General features: G+C 68.3%; 18 protein-coding genes and 1 tRNA gene. 10 read left to right on the forward strand and 9 right to left on the reverse strand.

Annotation, left to right across the window (positions count from 1 at the left end):
* The first annotated feature begins 90 nt into the window (after positions 1-90).
* Positions 91-1,239 carry an NAD(P)/FAD-dependent oxidoreductase gene (locus ACFY3V_RS14405; protein WP_389773360.1) on the forward strand — a complete coding sequence of 383 codons (1,149 nt, stop codon included), beginning with the start codon at positions 91-93 and terminating at the stop codon, positions 1,237-1,239.
* Positions 1,240-1,245: 6 nt separating this feature from the next.
* On the opposite strand, the gene ACFY3V_RS14410 is transcribed toward ACFY3V_RS14405, so the two are convergent.
* From ACFY3V_RS14410 to ACFY3V_RS14430, 5 genes are all read right to left on the reverse strand, one after another.
* Positions 1,246-2,160: a sugar isomerase gene (locus ACFY3V_RS14410; protein ID WP_362897454.1), complete on the reverse strand. Its 915-nt coding sequence runs from the start codon at positions 2,158-2,160 to the stop codon at positions 1,246-1,248.
* Between the two features lie 52 nt (positions 2,161-2,212).
* Entirely contained in the window at positions 2,213-2,839 is a 627-nt protein-coding gene (locus ACFY3V_RS14415; protein ID WP_389773364.1) for a class I SAM-dependent methyltransferase, read from the reverse strand.
* A 296-nt stretch (positions 2,840-3,135) separates the two neighbouring features.
* Entirely contained in the window at positions 3,136-3,708 is a 573-nt protein-coding gene (locus ACFY3V_RS14420; RefSeq protein WP_389773367.1) for a hypothetical protein, read from the reverse strand.
* 193 nt (positions 3,709-3,901) lie between these two features.
* Positions 3,902-4,672 (reverse strand): neutral zinc metallopeptidase, encoded by a 771-nt coding sequence (locus ACFY3V_RS14425; protein WP_362897451.1) that lies wholly within the window; start codon positions 4,670-4,672, stop codon positions 3,902-3,904.
* Positions 4,673-4,840: 168 nt separating this feature from the next.
* Entirely contained in the window at positions 4,841-5,179 is a 339-nt protein-coding gene (locus ACFY3V_RS14430; protein WP_389773370.1) for a hypothetical protein, read from the reverse strand.
* 493 nt (positions 5,180-5,672) lie between these two features.
* On the opposite strand from ACFY3V_RS14430, the gene ACFY3V_RS14435 reads away from it, so the two are divergent.
* From ACFY3V_RS14435 to ACFY3V_RS14460, 6 genes are read left to right on the forward strand one after another with little or no spacing between them, the layout of a single operon-like run.
* Positions 5,673-6,782, forward strand: a complete 1,110-nt coding sequence (locus ACFY3V_RS14435; RefSeq protein WP_389773374.1) for a glycosyltransferase — start codon at positions 5,673-5,675, stop codon at positions 6,780-6,782.
* Positions 6,779-8,098, forward strand: coding sequence for an aromatic ring-hydroxylating dioxygenase subunit alpha (locus ACFY3V_RS14440; protein ID WP_362897448.1), 1,320 nt, complete (start codon positions 6,779-6,781; stop codon positions 8,096-8,098). The genes ACFY3V_RS14435 and ACFY3V_RS14440 overlap by 4 nt, the downstream gene beginning before the upstream one ends.
* Entirely contained in the window at positions 8,095-8,607 is a 513-nt protein-coding gene (locus ACFY3V_RS14445) for an aromatic-ring-hydroxylating dioxygenase subunit beta (protein ID WP_362897447.1), read from the forward strand. Before ACFY3V_RS14440 ends, ACFY3V_RS14445 begins: the two co-directional genes overlap by 4 nt.
* 7 nt (positions 8,608-8,614) lie before the next feature.
* The gene (locus ACFY3V_RS14450; RefSeq protein WP_389773378.1) at positions 8,615-9,841 is read left to right on the forward strand and encodes an MFS transporter; all 1,227 of its coding nucleotides are present in this window, start codon (positions 8,615-8,617) and stop codon (positions 9,839-9,841) included.
* A complete protein-coding gene (locus ACFY3V_RS14455; RefSeq protein WP_389773381.1) occupies positions 9,838-10,242 on the forward strand; it encodes a carboxymuconolactone decarboxylase family protein in 405 nt (134 codons plus the stop codon). Before ACFY3V_RS14450 ends, ACFY3V_RS14455 begins: the two co-directional genes overlap by 4 nt.
* A complete protein-coding gene (locus ACFY3V_RS14460; RefSeq protein ID WP_362897444.1) occupies positions 10,232-10,792 on the forward strand; it encodes a hypothetical protein in 561 nt (186 codons plus the stop codon). Before ACFY3V_RS14455 ends, ACFY3V_RS14460 begins: the two co-directional genes overlap by 11 nt.
* Here ACFY3V_RS14460 and ACFY3V_RS14465 read toward each other — a convergent pair.
* From ACFY3V_RS14465 to ACFY3V_RS14475, 3 genes are all read right to left on the reverse strand, one after another.
* Positions 10,735-11,391: an NAD(P)H-dependent oxidoreductase gene (locus ACFY3V_RS14465; protein WP_362897443.1), complete on the reverse strand. Its 657-nt coding sequence runs from the start codon at positions 11,389-11,391 to the stop codon at positions 10,735-10,737. The two genes, ACFY3V_RS14460 and ACFY3V_RS14465, sit on opposite strands and share 58 nt — an antisense overlap.
* 228 nt (positions 11,392-11,619) lie before the next feature.
* Positions 11,620-11,694: transfer RNA gene (locus ACFY3V_RS14470), tRNA-Arg, on the reverse strand.
* Between the two features lie 241 nt (positions 11,695-11,935).
* Complete coding sequence (locus ACFY3V_RS14475) at positions 11,936-12,355, reverse strand: C40 family peptidase (protein WP_389773385.1); 420 nt, start codon at positions 12,353-12,355, stop codon at positions 11,936-11,938.
* Positions 12,356-13,606: 1,251 nt separating this feature from the next.
* On the opposite strand from ACFY3V_RS14475, the gene ACFY3V_RS14480 reads away from it, so the two are divergent.
* The 3 genes from ACFY3V_RS14480 (at position 13,607) to ACFY3V_RS14490 (ending at position 16,459) form a co-directional block, all read left to right on the forward strand.
* A complete protein-coding gene (locus ACFY3V_RS14480; RefSeq protein WP_389773388.1) occupies positions 13,607-15,556 on the forward strand; it encodes a hypothetical protein in 1,950 nt (649 codons plus the stop codon).
* 74 nt (positions 15,557-15,630) lie between these two features.
* On the forward strand, positions 15,631-16,152 hold the full coding sequence (locus tag ACFY3V_RS14485; protein ID WP_389773391.1) for a hypothetical protein: 522 nt from the start codon (positions 15,631-15,633) through the stop codon (positions 16,150-16,152).
* Between the two features lie 4 nt (positions 16,153-16,156).
* Positions 16,157-16,459, forward strand: coding sequence for a hypothetical protein (locus tag ACFY3V_RS14490; RefSeq protein WP_362897421.1), 303 nt, complete (start codon positions 16,157-16,159; stop codon positions 16,457-16,459).
* A gap of 168 nt (positions 16,460-16,627) precedes the next feature.
* Here ACFY3V_RS14490 and ACFY3V_RS14495 read toward each other — a convergent pair whose 3' ends face one another.
* The gene (locus ACFY3V_RS14495; RefSeq protein WP_389773394.1) at positions 16,628-17,314 is read right to left on the reverse strand and encodes an SDR family oxidoreductase; all 687 of its coding nucleotides are present in this window, start codon (positions 17,312-17,314) and stop codon (positions 16,628-16,630) included.
* Between the last annotated feature and the right edge of the window lie 19 nt (positions 17,315-17,333).

Consider the following 17,333-nt stretch of genomic DNA (forward strand, 5'->3'; position numbering starts at 1 on the left):
CCATACCCGGGTGGGTCACGGTGGCGTGCGCCACCCGGAAGATCCACCGCGTGGAGGTTCCCCCCGGGCGTACGGGGAAGGCTCCCCGGGGTGGATGACGTCTGGGATCTGGTGGTCGTCGGCGGCGGGCCCGCGGGGGCGGCCGCGGCCCTGCGCGCGAGACAGCTCAGGCCCGAGGCGCGGGTCCTGCTGCTCGACAGGGCCGACTTCCCCCGCGACAAGGCCTGCGGTGACGGCATCGCCGCCCACGGACGCGACGAGCTCGCCCTGCTGGGCGTTCCCGACCTCATCGCCGACTACCGGCCCACACGGCGCCTGGCGGTGGTCTCCCCCGGCGGCGCCCGCGTCTCGGCCACCTCCGCCAGGTCCAACCACGTCGTGCCTCGCAAGGTCTTCGACGCCCGCCTCGTCGACGCCGCCCGCGCCCGCGGTGTCGAGGTCCGCCGCCACCAGGTCCGCGCGCTCGCCGATCTCGGCGATCACGTGGTTCTCGACGGCACCGTCACCGCCCGCGCCGTGGTCGCCGCGGACGGGGCCAACTCGGCCGTACGGCGCCTCATCGGCGTTCCCCCCTCCCCCGAGAAGCACACCGCGATCGCCGTGCGCGGCTACGCCGACGTGCCCGCCGACGACGACGTCCAGTCGATCTTCATGCAGCAGGACGGGTGGCCCGCGTACGCGTGGTCATTCCCGATCGGCGACGGGACCGCCAACGTCGGCTACGGCATGCTCCTGCCCCGGTTGCACGCCACCGGCCTGCCGGGCAAGGAGGTGCTGCACGGACGGCTCGCCGAGCTGCTGCCCCACGTGAACGCCCGCGACCTGCGCGCCCACCATCTTCCCCTCTCCCCCGGCCGTCCCGGGCCGGGTTCGGGGCGGGTGCTGCTCGCCGGTGACGCCGCGGGTCTCATCAACCCGCTCACCGGCGAGGGCATCTTCTACGCGCTGCTTTCCGGCCGGCTCGCCGGGGAGGCCGCCGTCCAGGCGGCGGACGACCCGCTGCCCGCCTACCGGCGCGGCCTGAGAAAGGCTCTCGGCCGGCACCTGCGTACCACCGACGTGCTCGCCCTCGCCTCCCAGTCACCCGGCTTCATCGACGCCGCGATCGACACCGCCGCCCGCCGCAAGGAGGTGTTCGACCTGCTGGTCGACGTGGGCCTGGGCGCGGGCACCGTGCCGCTGCCGCTGGCGCTGGCCGTGATCCGCCGCTGGCTGCTGAACGCCGCCCGGCGCCGCTGAGGGCGACTACCCGAGGATCACCGAACGGGTCAGGTTGCGCGGGTTGTCCGGGTCGAGGCCGCGCGACCGGGCCAGTTCCACCGCGAGCCGCTGGGCCCGGATCAGGTCGGCCAGCGGGTCGAGGGTGGTGGCCGTGGTCAGGGCTCCGGTGCGGGCCACGTCGTCGAGCAGTCTCTCCTGACCGCCGAAGAACCACACCAGGCTGTTCTCGTCGGCGACGCTGATCGGCCCGTGCCGGTACTCCATCGCGGGGTAGGCCTCCGACCAGGCGAGAGCGGCCTCCCTGAGCTTCAGCGCCGCCTCCTGGGCGAGGCCGTTGGTCCAGCCGCTGCCGAGGAAGGTGAACTGCCGCCGCGAGATCGCCCCCTCGGGGAGCGGTGTGGTGAGCGCGGTCTCGGCCTGGGCCCCGAGGTCGGCGGGGGCCTCCCCGAGGTGCGCGCGGAGCAGGGCGAGAGCGCTGGTGGCGAACCGGGTCTGCACCACGGAACGCTCGTCGGCGAACTCCAGCGCGATCACCGTCTTGGCCAGGCCGGTGACCGGGGTCGCCGGGTCGGCGGTGACGGCGACCGTCGGGACGTCGCCCGCCGCGTCGAGGGCGCGCAGCACCTCGGTCGTGGTCCCGGACCTGGTGATCGCGACCAGCCGGTCGTAGCGGCGCGCCGGCAGCTCGGAGGCGGGGAACGCGTCGGTCTCCCCCTGCCCGGAACGCTCGCGCAGCACCGCGTACGCCTGCGCCATGTACAGCGAGGTGCCGCAGCCGATCACGGCGACGCGCTCACCCGTCTCCGGCAGCCCCGCCGGACTCGCCGCGCCGAGATCCAGCGCCTGCCGCCAGCACGCGGGCTGGTCGGCGATCTCCTTCAGGACGTACTCCACGGGTGCCTCCTCGTCGATGCCCGTTCCCTCTCGTACCCCGCTCATGAGGGTGCAGTGCCTCACCGGCACCGGAATCACGCGGCTGGAAGGCGGCGGGTCACGGCCGGACGGCGAGCACCCGGAAGTCGACGCCGCGTGTCATCCGGGACACCGACTCGATCCGGAACCCCGCCTGCTCCAGGAACGGCCGGGGGTCGCGGGTGAGGTGGTCGGCCGCGAACCGCACGAACAGCGGTTCCACCACCCGCATCCCGGCGCGGACGATCGGGTTGCTCGACGGCCCGTGCTCGGCCAGCACGAACCTGCCGCCCGGCTTGAGCACGCGGTATGCCTCGCGCGCCGCGGCCGCCGGGTCCGGGATGGTGCACATCGTGAACGTGGACAGCACGGTGTCCGCGTGGCCGTCGGGCAGCTCCAGGCGCTGCACGTCGCCCTGCCGCAACTCCACCCGCTCGCCGAGCCCTTCCCGCGCCACCCGCCGCCGCGCCAGCTCCAGCATCCGCTCGGACAGCTCGATGCCGACCACCGTGACGTCGGCTCCGTACAGCGGCAGGTTGAGCCCGGTGCCGACCGCGATCTCCACCGTACGGCCGCGCGCCTGCCCGACGGCCCACTGTCTGCTCCCCGGAAACAGGCGCCGCTCCCAGACCCGCATCTGGTCGTCGTACCGATCCGCCATCCGGTCGAACACCCGCCGCACGTCGGCATCCGTGGTGGTACGCATCAAGCACCCCTTCTGGAACGGAACCCCCGCGAGATCACTTCGCCGCCGTGAAGCGGCGAAGGACCGCCCCTGTCCGGACGACGACCGTCATCCGGCCGAGACTCCGCCCGCCTGTCGTCACACCCCGTCATCTCGGCCGGTCGCCTGGTTTCCCTGCCAACGAACCGGTCCCCGGTCCCGTTCCCGTGACATTCGCCGCGAACCGGCCCCGTTCCTATGGCATCCGCCGCGAACCGCCTGCCGGACCCGGATCGGCGGCCCACGGCGATGCCCGAAATCGATGCCCGAAATGCGGTCTACTGCACCCTGAATTTCTCCCAGGGGCCGACCTTCGAGCCGCGGGCGCGCAGCATCCCGTACTTGTCGCCCTTGTTGCCGAGTTCCGCCGACACGTAGTTCCGGGAGGGGACGGCGAGGTTCCTGATCGACACACAGCCCGTCCCGCAGGAGGCGATGTGGAACCTCTCCCAGGTGCCGGCCGAGGACGCGCGGGCGCGCAGCATCCCGCGGTCGCCTCTTGACCAGCCGAACTCCGCGGACACGTACTTGCCGTTCGCCAGGGACTTGATCGTGTAGTTGCGGCCGTTGTAGCAGATCGAGAACCTCTCCCAGGGGCCGACCTTCGTGGCGCGGGCGCGCAGCATCCCGTACTTGTCGCCCGACCAGCCGAACTCCGCGGACACGTACCTGCCGTTCGCCAGCGACTTGAGGCTGCGGGTCTGACACTTCACGACGGCCGCCTCGCCTCCCGCCGTGACGAGCGACGACGCGGCCCCCGAGGTCGTCGACCGGGCCAGCACGGGCGCGGGCGCGGCCACCGTGCCCACACCGGCCAGGACGAGAGCCGTGGCGACCATGACCTTCTTCACAAAACCCCCTATTGATCGGCAAATGCCGTCGATCATTATGGGGGTCGCCGGACAGGAGCCGCATGCGGTACTCCGCCCACGCCCGGCACGACTGTCATGGCACCGCTGACAGGCGGGAGCGGAGCGACGAAGCTGCCCCCGGTCCCGATTCAGCGCCTCGCCGCCGGAAGAGGCGCGGGCGCCAAGACAGCGGTCAAGACACTCTGGACTTGGCGGCGAAGGTATTGCAGGCGTCGGGCCCCTTGGCCAGGAAGCCGCGGTTCAACCAGTAAGAGTAGTTCGCGGCCTTGCCATGAGTCGGAGAACTCTTCTCAAAGCGCCGCAGGTAGGAAAAGTCCGAGTCCGGCCGCTCCAGGGAGGACCAGACGCTGCCGATGAAGGCGCCGCTCAGACAGTCGGCTTGCAATTCGAGGCGACGTGAGGCTGCGTTGTAGTCCTTCTTGGAGCGGTACCTGCGAGAGTCGAAGGTGGTCATGATTCCGGAGAGCTCTTGGACGTGGTGGCCGTACTCATGGCCAAGGACTGAGAATAGCCACAGGTCGCTTACGTCGGCCAAGGCTTTCTTGTCGAGATGAAAGACGATCGTCTTGTTCGCCGAGCAGTAGATCGCCTGGGCGCTCTCGGGAAATTCGGAGCAGCCGGTTTTCACACCGGCGTGGCGTATGACCCGCAGCTTCGGTGTGCTGAAGGGAAGTCTCGCTGTTGCGAACTGGCGCTTCCAACTGGTGTTGAGGCAACGGAGGAGACCGTTGAGGTAGTTGGTGGCGCCTTTGAAGTCGTCGTTGTCAACTGGCCGCTCCGGGCAGGTGTCCGGTTTCAGTTCGCCGGTCTCGTAGATCGGGTTGGCTGTGAGGGCGGCTGTGCCGGTGGGGATCGGCCGGAGTCGGTCGGCGTCGGCTGTGGCTGTACCGACCAGGAAAAGGCTCACCAGTGCGCCGGAGAGCATTGCGAGGAGGGGGCGCATAAGATCAACTTAGCAAAAGGGAAAGATGCAGCAAAAGGGAGTATTAGCCCAGCTCCCCTCGCGGGGGTCGAGATCGATGATCAGGGACTACCTCGGGAACCTCACGGCACGGAACAGCGGAAACCCTTCACCTGAAACAAGGTGAGGGCTCCTTCAGACACAGCCGAACTACGCTTCGGGCAAGTCTCCCAGCCTGCGCCGAAGGGAACTCGCGTCGACTTTCGTGGCGACTATGCGCTCGTAGCGCTGGTCGGCATCGCAGTCGTTGACCCGGCCGATCACGTGGAGGGCGTCGCAGAAGCGATCGGAGTGGTCAGCGAAGTCCGGGTCGAGGGGCAGCATGATCCGGGCGATGAGATTCCCGCCCTCGACGAGCCGCCAGACCTCCTTGACCTGCCCCCTGTACTCAAGGTTCCAAGCGTTGGAGGCGAGGAACCGCGAGACGGTGGCGGGAGTCAGGGCGGTGGTGAGCTCAAGCAGTGAGGGCTCTTGGGTGGACCGGTTCACCGGTTGCCTCCCTCGCCAATGGTCTTCACGATGCCAAGAAGCTGCTTGACATCAAACCGCGTCAAGATGCTCAAGCGACAGATGTATGGCCTGGCCAACTCTGTTTTCCTGCGCAAGCGCATCCTCTTTGCCCGCTTAAACAGGTCGATATCATGAAATTAGCGTCAAATCCAGGATTTAGACGTCGTTGACATGATGTGTCCCCTCGGCGATGGTGGGGAATGCGTAGAGCTTCACAGCAGTGCCCAGACGTCGACGGCCCCTTTCGCCTGCCGGGCGTTTTTGCCTGTCCGGAGGCGGAGTTCCGCCGTTCGCCCGTCGCCGTCTCGACTCGTTTCCGAAGGCAGGAGGGTGTCGCGGTCGTAGCTGCTGTGGTGCACCCGGAGCCGGATTCTGAGTCGGCCTGGTCGTCTTCTTTCCATGAATCGGAGATTTGATGCGCGTTGCCCTCCTCACCACGACTCAGCATGGTCACCTGAACCCGTATATTCCGGTGGTCAATGCGCTCCGAACCGCCGGCAGTGAGGTCGCGCTGCTGTTGTTGTCCGCCGACGGTGGCACGCTCGACGAGCAGCGTCGCCAGGCCCTGGGTGAGACGCCGGTCCACGCGATCGGGAAGGTCGAGATGGCGCCGTGGAGCGGCGACCCGGCGAAGATCGGCCCGATGCTCCGGTCGTCGCCGGTGGCGGAGCAGACGGCCAAGGCGCTCCGTGAGACGGCGCCGGACTTCGTACTCGTCGATTCGCTGCCGGTCACGGCGTCGGCCATGGTCGGCGCGGAGGCGTCCGGCGTGCCGTACGGGATGATCTGGGCCAACCTGGGCGGAGTATGCCCGCGCGAGCATCGACGAGGTCGCTGGCCGTACGACGAGCAGGTCGGCGCCTATCTGACCGGGCACGGGGTGTTGTGGTCGACCCGGACCCATTCGGCGCGTTCGCCGATTCTCAACCTGATGCCGACGATTCCCGCCCTCGTCGGGGACGACGCGGTCACCGACGACGGTGTGCAGCTGGTCGGGTTGCCGGGTGCGGTGGGGACCCGCGGCGACGAGGTCGCCTTCTCCGGCCTGGATCGGATCGACCCCGACCGCCCGCTGGTGTACGTCTCCTTCGGCACGATCTTCTACCGGCGGCCGGACCTGCTGCGTACGGTGATCACCGGGGCGGCGGCGACCGGTGCGCAGGTGATCGCCGCGGTGGGAGATCTCGCCGAGGAGCTCGCGCTGCCCGACGAAGTGCTCACCGCCCCCTATCTACCGCAACGTGAGGTGCTCGAACGCGCCGACGTGTTCATCACCCACGGCGGCTACAACTCCGTGGCGGAGTCGATCCGGGCGGCGACACCGATGCTGGTGATCCCGCTGGCCGTGGACCAGCCCATCCAGGCGTACTTCGTGGACAGGGCGGGCTTCGGGACGGCGCTGGAGCCGGCCGGCGTCACCGAGCAGGCGGTCGCCGACGCCGTCACCGACCTGCTCGATCCCGCCCGGGACCACCGGGCCCGGCTGCGCGCCGCGCAGCCGGAGTGCGGCGATTCCGCCGTGCGCACGGCCGAGCTGGTCATCGGCGCGGTCGAGACGCTACAGCGAAAGAGGGAGCAGTGACGATCGAACCGCGGCGGCCGGTGGGCGACCCGATCGTGCTCGACGATCTTGAGCGCCTCTCGTTCCGGGTGGATCGCCGCGCCTACACCGACGACGACCTGGCCGCACAGGAGATGACCAGGATCTTCGATCGCTGCTGGTTGTACGTCGGGCACGAATCGGAGGTGCCGGGACCGGGCTCCTACGTGTCGCGCGACGTCGGCGGGCGCCCGGTGGTCATGGCGCGCGGGTCCGACGGGGTGATCCGGGTCTTCGCGAACAGCTGCACCCACCGCGGTGCCCTGATCTGCTCGCAGCCGGCCGGGCAGGCCAGATCGTTCCGGTGCCCGTACCACGACTGGACGTTCTCCAACCAGGGCGACCTGGTCGGGGTCCCGATCCCCGACGGGTACGGGCCGGGCTTTCGCAAGGCGGACTTCGGCCTGGCACAGCACCGCAGTGACGGCTACCGAGGTTTCGTGTTCGTCACCTTCGATGCGGAGCAGCCGCGCACCCTGACCGAGTACCTGGCGGGCGCGACGGAGTACCTCGACCTGATCGACGACCAGTCCGAGGTCGGGATGGAGGTGATCCAGGGGGCGCAACTCCACGGAGCTCGGGCCAACTGGAAGCTCATGATGGAGAACAGCGTCGACATCTACCACTTTCGTGCCCTGCACAAGCGCTACGTCGGCTACATGGAGTCGCTGGGGTCGGTGCCACCACGGCGACGAGGCGGCTTCGGCCGCGCCCTCGGACTGGGGCACGGAGCCAACGAGCTGCCACCAGCGGCGGCCCGCCCGCTCGCCTACTGGACGCCGATGTTCGGCCCTGAGGTCCGGCCGCGGATCGAGGCGACGGCCGCGCGGTTCGCCGACCGGTTCGGCGCCGAACGCGCCGAACGCATCACCGGCACCAATCGTGCGGTGCTGATCTTCCCCAACCTGATGATCATCGACGCGATCGCGATCACGATCCGCAAGATCGACCCGGTCGGCGCCGGCCAGATGGCCATCACCTCGGTCGCCCTCGCCCCCAAGGACGAGGATCCGGACATCCGGGAACTCCGCAAGAGTCACTACCTGACGTTCCTCGGCCCCGCAGGCTTTGCCACCCCCGACGACATCGAGATCGTCGAGTCGTGCCAGCGGGGTTATCTCAACCGCACGGTCCGCTACTCGGATCTGTCCCGCGGTATGAACAAGGAGGTCCCGGAGACGACCGACGAGCTTCCGGCCCGCGAGTTCTGGCGGCAGTGGGACCGGTTGATGCACGGCGACGACGGTCACCTCGAAATCGCCCACCGGGCCGAGATGCAAGGGGCGCAACCACAATGACCATCGAGCTGACGGTCGACGAAACGGCCCAGGTGCGGTTGTGGCACCGGGTGAGCCGGTTCCTGTTCCGTGAGGCGCGGCTGCTCGACGAGTGGCGCCTGCGCGAGTGGTACGACGAGATGCTGACCGACGACATCCGCTACTCGGTGCCGGCCACCGACGTCCGCGGCGAGACCGCCGACGCGCTCGGGCTCATCGACGACGACGCCGCCCGGCTGCGCCAGCGAATCGAACAGCTCCTCAACGGCGAGGTGTGGTGCGAGAACCCCCGGTCGCGGACGAATCGGATGATCGGCAACGTGGAGATCCTGACCGATCGGGGCACGCACCTCGACGTGGCGGCGAACGTCGTCGTGTACCGGTTCGGGCACGGACGCTCTGACGTCTACGTCGGAAAATACCGGTTCGAGCTCGTGGTCGAGAGCGAGTCGTTCCGGATCAGGAAACGGGTCGTGGTGCTCGACCACGAGACGTTGTACGAGCACGGAAAGCTCAGCATCATCCTGTGATCGGACAGTGACGGCGGCCGGCCCCGGCAGCGTCCCACCCGTTGCCACCGCCCAGCCGAGTCTCCCCCGCGAGGTCTACGTCCTCAGTGTCGTCGGTGGCTGCGTCATGCTGGGCCTGGGACTGGTGCTCCCGTTGCTCCCGGTGTACGCGGCGACGTTCGGGGCCGGGCCCACCCAGATCGGGGCGCTCGTCGCCCTGTTCGCGTTGACGCGGCTGGCCACCAGTCCGTTCTGCGGTCGGCTCGGAGTTCGTTTCGGGGAGCGGCGGGTCCTCGTCGCCGGCCTGCTGCTGTGCGCGGTCTCCTCGGCCCTGACCGCGTTCGCCGGGTCCTACGGGCAGCTGCTCGCCTTCCGCGGCCTTGGCGGCGTCGGCTCGGTGCTGTTCTCGGTGTCCGCACTGGCGACACTCCTGGCGATCGCGCCCGCCGACCAGCGGGGCCGGGCCGGCGCCGTGTTCGAAGCGGGCTTCCTGCTCGGCGGGATCTGCGGACCGGCGCTGGGCGGGCTGCTCGCTCTCATCAGCCTGTCCGCACCGTTCGTGGCGTACGCCGTGCTGTTGCTCGCCGCCGCGATGCTGGCATCGACGGTCCTCCACACCGGCCGAGGCACCGGCGCGGAGCCCGGCCGCGACGTGGTCCGGCTACCGGTCCTGCTGCGGGACCGACGCTACGTGGTGGCCTGCCTCGCGGCGTTGGCGCAGGGATGGGTCCTGTTCGGGCTGCGCGGCGCACTGGTCCCCACGGTGATCGTGGCGTGGCGACATGACGTGACATGGGTCGGGTGGGCGTTCACGACATCCGCCGTCGTCCAGGCGCTGCTGATCATGCCGGCCGGCCGGGTCGTCGACCGGGCCGGCCGCCGGTTCGCCATGATCGCCGGCACCGGTGTGGCCGCGGCGGCGATCACGGCCCTGATGTTCGTGGACGGGTACGCCTGGCTCGTCGTCCTGCTCAGCGTGTACGCGGCGGGATCGGCGCTGCTCAACGCCGCACCGGCCGCGCTGATCGGTGACGTCGTCGTCGGCCGGGCCGGCAGTGGCGTCGCCGTCTTCTCGATGTGCACCGACGTCGGCGCCGTCGTCGGACCGGTCGTCGTGGGACTCATCGCCGAGCGGGTGAGTGTTCCGGCCGCCTTCGGCAGCGGCGCCGCGCTGCTGCTCGTCGCCTTCGTGGCGTCGTGGACGTTGACAACTGTTCGACCGGTGTTCGACCAACACGAGGGAGTTGATCGATGAATCAGCCGTCTTCCCGGCATGAGCGGGGCGAGGCCATGTTCCAGCAGGTCTTCGGCCGCGAACCACGCCCGGGCTCCTACCCGGAGTTCCTGCGGATCACCGTCGACCACCTGTTCGGCGAGATCTGGACCCGCCCGCACCTGAGCGTCGAGGAGCGCGAACTGGTCGCGCTGACCGCGGTCGCGCTGGCACGGACCGACTGGGAGTTGCGCGGCCACATCGGCGCGGCCCTGCACCTCGGGATGTCGCGAGAGAAGATCATCGAGGTCATCATTCAGCTCGCCTACTACGGTGGCTGGCCGGTCGCCAACAACGGGCTGCGCGTCGCCCAGGAGGTCTTCGCCGAACTGGACGACGCCGCCGGGGACGCCGCCGGGAAGGACGCGGACCATGACCGATGAACCGGCTCCTCTCGACCTGACTGAAACGTCTCCCCTCGACCCGGCCGAGAAGGTCGACCTGTGGCGCCAGCGGTTCTTCGAGGCCCAGGCGGCCGCGGAGGAGTTCATCCTGGGAGAGCACGGCGAAGAAGGGCTGACCGCGTGGATCCAGGCGAACTCCCGCATCACCGCGGAGCTGCTGCGGGCGCAACGGCCCGCCGGGGTGTCCGCCACCGATCACTTCATGACCCGGCTGCGGCGTCAGCTGCTGCTGTACGACTCGGCGGTGACCAGTGAGCCCCAGCCGTCGGGCACCGTCCTGCGCAACGCCGACTGCGGGATCCTCCGGTACCGCAAACGGGCCGCCCGTGACGGCGTCGTACTGACGTTCCCGTCACCGTGCCCGTACTGCCAGGAACTCAACACCGCCATCGCCGCCCGCTACGTGGAACCGGGCGTCACGGTCTCGTGCGAACAGGTGGGCGACGGGTGCACCTGGCGCGCGGAATCCCCTCACTCTCCGGAAGAGGACGCGGTCGGGTCGCCGCACCGCGGACGAGCCGGTGACTGAACCAACGGCAGTGCCGTGCGCTCGTCGGCCGGCGACCGGCCGCCGCCGAGCGTCATGCCGAGCTGCCGGCCCACGGCCACGCACAGGTCGGGCGCCGCGGTGCGGGTCAGGTCCTGGTGATCGTTCTGGGTGAAGCACGCCGACGCCACGTTCCTGTTCCGTAGGCGCAGGTACCACGGGAACAACGATCCCAGTGCGGGCTCGGTCAGCATCGTGCGCGAATGCACGATCGTCCCCACCAGCAGGTTGCCGAACGGGCGTTGCCCGGCGTTCATGAAGCTCTTCAGCCGTTCCTGGAAGATCTTCAGTATCGCGGGCACGTTCCCCGCGTACACCGGCATGGCGAGCAGCATCGCCTGCGCGCCCTCGGCCAGACCGACGACGTGCTCGAAGTCGTCGTCGAGCGTGCACCGGCCCACCTCGGGATCAAGGCAGGTGTCCTCGCCCTCGCACATCGCGATGCGATGGTCGATCAACCGAATCCGCTGGATCTCCGCGTCACCGACCTCCCGGAGGACGCCGGTGATCGCCGCCTCCAGCAGCGCGTCGGTCAGCGACGGGAGACGCTTCTGCGTGCAGGACAACGCAACGACCTTCATCCGAAGGGCCTCCCCTGTCCGCTCAGCGCCATCCAGGACCGGCCACCTGACGAAGCACCCACGGCCGCACGCTGAGGCAGCCTCAAACTACCCACAATCGACCACCCCCCAAACGGGTTGAGCGCCGCTGGGCGAGGGCGAGACGGACGCCGCTGGAAGGACTCAGGAAAGCAAAAAAACGACCCGCGTCTCCGCGGGTCGTCTCCGGGTTTCCCCTTGATGGATCGCTGGTGCCCCCTGCAAGATTCGAACTTGCGCTCCCGGCTCCGGAGGCCGGTGCTCTATCCCCTGAGCTAAGGGGGCCAACGCGTGATTACATTACCAGCATCCTGGGGGGAACCGACACTCGGTTGGGCGGGCGAGTGATCTCCGAGACGGAGGCGAATCGAGTGCGGCCTGGGCCGGACGGGGCGAGTCGGCTCGGAGTGGAGCGGACGAGGTCGGGCGAGCGGAGCAAGTCAGCGCGAGATGGGACGGATGGGGCAGGCCTGACGAGGTGAGTCGGCGCGGAATGGGGCAGATCAGGTAGGCCGGGCGGGGCGAGTCAGCGCGGGATGGGGCGGACGGCGCCTCGATAGCGGGAGAGATAGTAGGGCGAGGCGGTGAAGTCGATCGTCCTGACGACATCGCCGGTCTTGGGGGCATGGACCATGACGCCGCCCTTGACGTAGACGCCCACGTGGGTGGGGTCTCCGCCGCCTCCGCCGAAGAAGACCAGGTCTCCCGGGCGGAGCCGGGAGAAGGCCACCCGGCGGCCCTGTCTGAACTGGGTGCCGGTGTAGTGGGTGAGCCTTGCTCCCGCCCTGGCCCAGGCGTGCAGGGCGAGCCCGGAGCAGTCGAAGCCCCCGCCGGTCGGACCCGCGATCGAACCGCCACCCCAGACGTACGGCCTGCCGACCTGGCGGAGCGCGGCGGTGGCGGCGATCCGGCCCCGCAGGCCCTGGACACCTTCGCGCGAGGACATCGCTCTCCTTCGCGAAGGTGCCATCCGCCCGCTGGAGGGGGCCTTCCCTCGGGAAACGGCCTTCTTTCGGGAGGACGCCGCCCCACGCGGGGGCATTACCCCACGCGAGGACACCGCCCCGCGTGAAGGCACCGCCCCGCGATCGGCGGGCGTTTTTTGTCCCTCGGAAGGGCGCTGCGGCCGTTTGGCTCGCGCCCGCGAGGACTCCAGCCAGGAGGACTCGGGCCGGGAGGAGGCTCGGGGATCTCTCAGCCCTGCCCAAGATGCCGGATTCATCCAAGAGACCGAGGCGTCTCCCCTGCCACTTGAGTCTTCCGCCGACTCCACTGCCCCTCCCGCCTCCGGACCGGAAGGGTCAGCGAAGCCGGCATCCGCTCCCGGGAACCCGGGCGGCCATTCGCCGACCGCACCCAGAACCGAGGCCAGGACCGGATTCGCAGCCGAGGCCGGGAAGGAGCCCTGCGGGGAGGCCGAGGCAGGGGAACCCTGTGAGAAGGAGCCCTGCGGGGATGTCGATCCGCCGCCACCCGCATCCGGCGAGAGCAGCGCCCAGGGCGCGCAGATGGCGGAGAGAGCGATGCGAATCTTCTCCGGCAGGAAATCCTCTTCCACCAGCAGGTGCTGGGTGCCGCCCGGCGGGGCGATCGGAGGAAAGGAGAGAAGGTGGCCCCAGGTCTCGCAGGCTTCCGGGGAAAGGCGGGGCGCGGGGAAGGGCGAGTTTCCCGCGAGGGCCGCCGAGAGGATGGTGACGGTGACGAGTGCCGTGATCACGCACGCCCTCCTTGGGCTCGATGAAGGATCGAGGCCCCAGGATCAGCGGGATGGAGCGATCGCCAACGAGCCGAACCCGATTCTGGGGATAACTCGTGAAGCACCACCTCCCCGAGCACGGCGAAACAGTCCGTCCGAGCGGCGACACAGGCCGAGGAGCTGTGAGCACTTACACCCGGCAAGCACCTATTTCAAAGCGACACAATTATCAATTATTTCCATTTTAGGAAATATCTTGGCGGGATAGGCGGATTGAAATTAATATGTCCGCTGGAGCTGTCACCTTCACGGACCAAGCCGGAGTCCAGCGCCCTCATGACCCATCCGTATCCCACACCCTCCCCCTCTCCCCAGTCCGCCCCTGACCAGCGGTCTCCCTCTCCACCGACCGGCACCGCCCAGCCGACCGGCACCGCTCAACCCGCTCCCGCTGTCCCCTCCCCCGCACCGCACAGAGCCCCGGCGACTCCGACTCCGAGCGTGAACGGCGAGTACTCGGGGATCGACCCCGAGCGGATGAACGACTTCGAGCGAGGGCTCGGCCGGGCGCAGGACGCACTCGGACGCAACGAACCGCAGATCCGCCGTACCCTGCAACGGTTCGACCTGGACGCCTCGGGACTGGGCGCGCTGCGCGAGATGCAGAGCTGGATCGAAACCAGTCGCCCCGACCTGCGACGTCGCAACGAGACGATCAGCACCAAGCTCACCGAGTGGGGTGCCGCCACCGAGGCGCCCAGCGGGCTGGCCGCCTTCGACGAGGCGCTGTACGGCAAGGCCGGCCACAACTCGGACATCTATGCCGCAACCCTCGGTCTCGGCAAGACCGTCAAAGACGGCGAGATCGACGAAAAACTCCTGAAAGGGCTGGAGAAGCGGACGGGGGACGCGACGTTCGCCGCCGCGCTGATGAACACGCTGGGCACGACGAGATTCCGCCAGTTGATGGTCGAGACCGCGAAGCGCAAGGACGACAAGAAAGCGGAGCGCCTGCAGGCCACCCTCGGAAAAACCTTGGGTACGGCGACCCCGCGCCTGGGCGACGCCTGGTGGAAAGAGCTGCTGTCCGACCTCGACGCCGCCCCGAAGGGAGGTTACGTCGGCTGGGAGAAGGGCTACGCCGCCACACTGGCCCTCAAACACGGCACCTTCAGCACCGCCTTCCTCCTCGCCACCGCCAGGAAGATCGAGTCCATCGATCGCGAAAGGCCACTGGATCCGCAGGTCATGGCCACCCTGCTGGAAGGGCTCAGCCGTGATCCAGCGGCGGCCCAGGACTTCTTCGCGGGCGACCCGACCACGCTGAAACGCTTCATGACCGAACGGGGCCTGAGCGACGACGGCGTGGCCCTTGGCGCGGCTCTGAAGGCCGCGACGCTCGTCTTCCGCGACCACGACGGCTCACCGCAGAACCCGTCACGCGGCTTCCTGTCGGCCAAGCTCGCTTCGGAGCTCGTCCATCTGGATGCCGTACGGATCAAGGACGGTAAATCCCCCGACTCTCCGGTGAGCCCCGCCGCGATGGGAAGCATCCTGGCTGGCTACATCAGCGACATCAACCGCGCCACTCAGGCGGGTGACCTCATCGTTGCCACTGGAGTCAGGGGGACCGACAATCCCAGCGTGCCCGGTCGAGACCCCTGGGGAGTGCAGTTCAACACGAGAGAACTGCATCAAGTGATGAAGGGAGCGTTCACCGACTCCAAGGCATTTTCCGCTGTTTTGGACGCTCAGACAGCATACGCCAGCAAACTTATTGATCACGGTGCTGCGGAGGTGGCCGCAGGGCGAGGTAACGATGCCCTCCTGGCCAACGCGAGACAACTTGGGACGGGTTTCGGCCTGATCACCGATGCGGCAGGGCTGGCCAAGATCAAGGAAGGCAAGGATCTGGATGAGGCACAGCAACGCAACATGAAGTTGCTCATGGCAGTGGTCAATACTGGCCTCATCGCCCCCAAGGGGGGAGCCTGGCCAGTCATCGCCGATGTCACCGGGGCGTGGACCGGGATGATTGAGGATGCCGCGAAGGGCAACGCGGAGGACAACGCCCGTAACGATGCAAATATCATGGTCAACCAGACCCGCGGCCTTGTAAATGACCTCGCCGTTCGAGCCATGCTCAAAAACGACCTCTTTGGTTCCGCCGAGCCCCCCGACCGGAACCACCCCTGGGCCACCTTGGAGGGCTTGCAGAAGGGGGATGACCCTCGCGACAACCCCAACAACTTCCTCAAGGCTGATGGCCAGACCCTTATGACTAAGGACGAGATGATCGACAAAACGGCCACCAACACCGCCGACAAGTATCGACGGTTGGAGGCCTATTACCGATGGCTCCATGAGGGACCTTCAGGAAAACATTGGCGAGAGACAGAGAGTCGTCTGCACGAGGGATTCGCCAACGGCTTCGCTCAGTACGGCTCATGATGCGCAGAGCGTTTGCCGTCACCTCTGCGCTGACCTGCGCCCTAGCCACGTTGATAGCTTGTCAGAGTGGGGAGGTGGCGGTCGATCGCACTCCGTTGCCAGCGGTGGCCGCCCCTCCATACCTCTGCGATCACATCCCGCTGAAAGCGGTTGAACTGATGACCGGAGTGCGCAATCCGCTGGTTCGCGGCTCTTTCGACCTAACAAGCGCTGGCGGCCTTGGAGACGGAAGCTGCGCGATCTACCAGCGAGAGGGCGAGCAGCTGAAGGTCCTGCTGATCAACCTTTCACCGGGAGGATATCCGGGGCCGGTCGAGGAGCAGATCGAAGGCGGCGCCACACCGCTTCCGGAGATCCTTCCCGGGGTCACCGGCTACTACTTCAAGCGAGTCAGCGGCGAGAACAACGCAGCGTTCTCCACCCTGGTGCGCGGCAAGGCAGAGATCAACATCCTCCTCGAAATCGGTGTCGAGGGGCGGGACAACGCCGCCGATGTGCTGGCACTCATGAAGCTGATCGCCCCCAAACTGCTCACCGACGCCAGCGCGCCGTCCGCGACACCAAAGTCCCCTTCCTCCACCCCGAAGAAGGACTGATCTCATGGCCAAGCTGGTGCCCAATCCGCTCCACGCGGCGTTGGGAGAGGCCCTCCGAACGGTCGAGCCGCTGGTCCAGGAGATCGAGAGCGGCATCGACCCCCCGTACCGGGACTTTCACGAAGGCAGAGTGTGGACGGGACCGGCCGCCAAGAAGTTCGACGCCCAGCTCGTTCAGCACCGCACTCGGGTCCGGGGCGCGGGCGAGAAGATCATCTCCGACCTGCGAAGGACCTTGGCCGTCACCCCCCTCCAGGTGAGCGAGGAGGAGGCCAAAATGATCAAGCAGCGGTACGGCCTCCCCTGACGAGGCCCAGAGAGCTTCAGGTCCGGTTCCACGACCCGCCGACTCCCCACCGCCGAACCAGACCGAGCAGGCTCGACATGGACTCCGGCCGTATCCGGTGAGAAGACGAGTTCCTAGTCGGGTCGACGCCACCGAAGGCAACGTGTGACGGGCGCCGCGGGCTGCGCCTCAGACCGGGGTCGGCGTCGCGGCCAGGTTCTGCTTGACCTGCCGGGTGATCTCGTCGGCGAGGATTTCGGGAAGGCCCTTCTCGATGGCATCCAGGGCCTGGGCCGCGACCTCGGCCGGGTCGGTCTTCCGCTCGGCGGGAACGTCGGCGGCCATGTCGGTGTCCATGTACCCGACGTGCAGTGCCGAGACGGAGATGCCGCGAGGTGCCAGTTCCTCGCGAATCGCGTTGCTCTGGGCCCACGCGGCGGACTTGGCCGCCGAATAGGCCCCGGAGCCGGCCGGGTGCAGCCAGGACAGCACGGACAGGACGTTGAGCACGGCGCCGCCGCCATTGCTCTCGATGATCGGAGCGAAGGCCCGCGTCACGGCGAGCGGCCCGAAGAAGTTCGTCTCCATCTCCAACCGCACCGAGTCCAGATCACCGGCGACCAGGGGGGTGCCGGTGAAGATCCCGGCATTGTTCACCAGCAGCGTCGCGTCGGAGGCGACGCCGGCCGCGGCTCGGATCGACTCCTCGTCGGTCACGTCCAGGCGGAGCGGGATGGCGCCGACCACGTCCACGCTCTCGGGGCGGCGGGCCGCCGCGTAGACCTTCGCTCCGCGTTCCAGGAGCTGGATGGCCAGTTGGCGACCCAACCCCCGGTTGGCGCCGGTGACCACTGCGACCGCGTCCTTCAGTTCCATGCTTGCTCCCAGCGTCGTG

The sequence above is a fragment of the Streptosporangium sp. NPDC000095 genome, from assembly GCF_042899335.1.
In the GTDB taxonomy this organism is placed as follows: domain Bacteria; phylum Actinomycetota; class Actinomycetes; order Streptosporangiales; family Streptosporangiaceae; genus Streptosporangium.

Bases quoted from the DNA above. Each gene is read 5' to 3' on its own strand.
- ACFY3V_RS14410 (WP_362897454.1), bottom strand. From the start codon at position 2,160: ATGAGCGGGGTACGAGAGGGAACGGGCATCGACGAGGAGGCACCCGTG.
- ACFY3V_RS14415 (WP_389773364.1), bottom strand. From the start codon at position 2,839: ATGCGTACCACCACGGATGCCGACGTGCGGCGGGTGTTCGACCGGATG.
- ACFY3V_RS14425 (WP_362897451.1), bottom strand. From the start codon at position 4,672: ATGCGCCCCCTCCTCGCAATGCTCTCCGGCGCACTGGTGAGCCTTTTC.
- ACFY3V_RS14445 (WP_362897447.1), top strand. From the start codon at position 8,095: ATGACCATCGAGCTGACGGTCGACGAAACGGCCCAGGTGCGGTTGTGG.
- ACFY3V_RS14455 (WP_389773381.1), top strand. From the start codon at position 9,838: ATGAATCAGCCGTCTTCCCGGCATGAGCGGGGCGAGGCCATGTTCCAG.
- ACFY3V_RS14460 (WP_362897444.1), top strand. From the start codon at position 10,232: ATGACCGATGAACCGGCTCCTCTCGACCTGACTGAAACGTCTCCCCTC.
- ACFY3V_RS14465 (WP_362897443.1), bottom strand. From the start codon at position 11,391: ATGAAGGTCGTTGCGTTGTCCTGCACGCAGAAGCGTCTCCCGTCGCTG.
- ACFY3V_RS14475 (WP_389773385.1), bottom strand. From the start codon at position 12,355: ATGTCCTCGCGCGAAGGTGTCCAGGGCCTGCGGGGCCGGATCGCCGCC.
- ACFY3V_RS14490 (WP_362897421.1), top strand. From the start codon at position 16,157: ATGGCCAAGCTGGTGCCCAATCCGCTCCACGCGGCGTTGGGAGAGGCC.
- ACFY3V_RS14495 (WP_389773394.1), bottom strand. From the start codon at position 17,314: ATGGAACTGAAGGACGCGGTCGCAGTGGTCACCGGCGCCAACCGGGGG.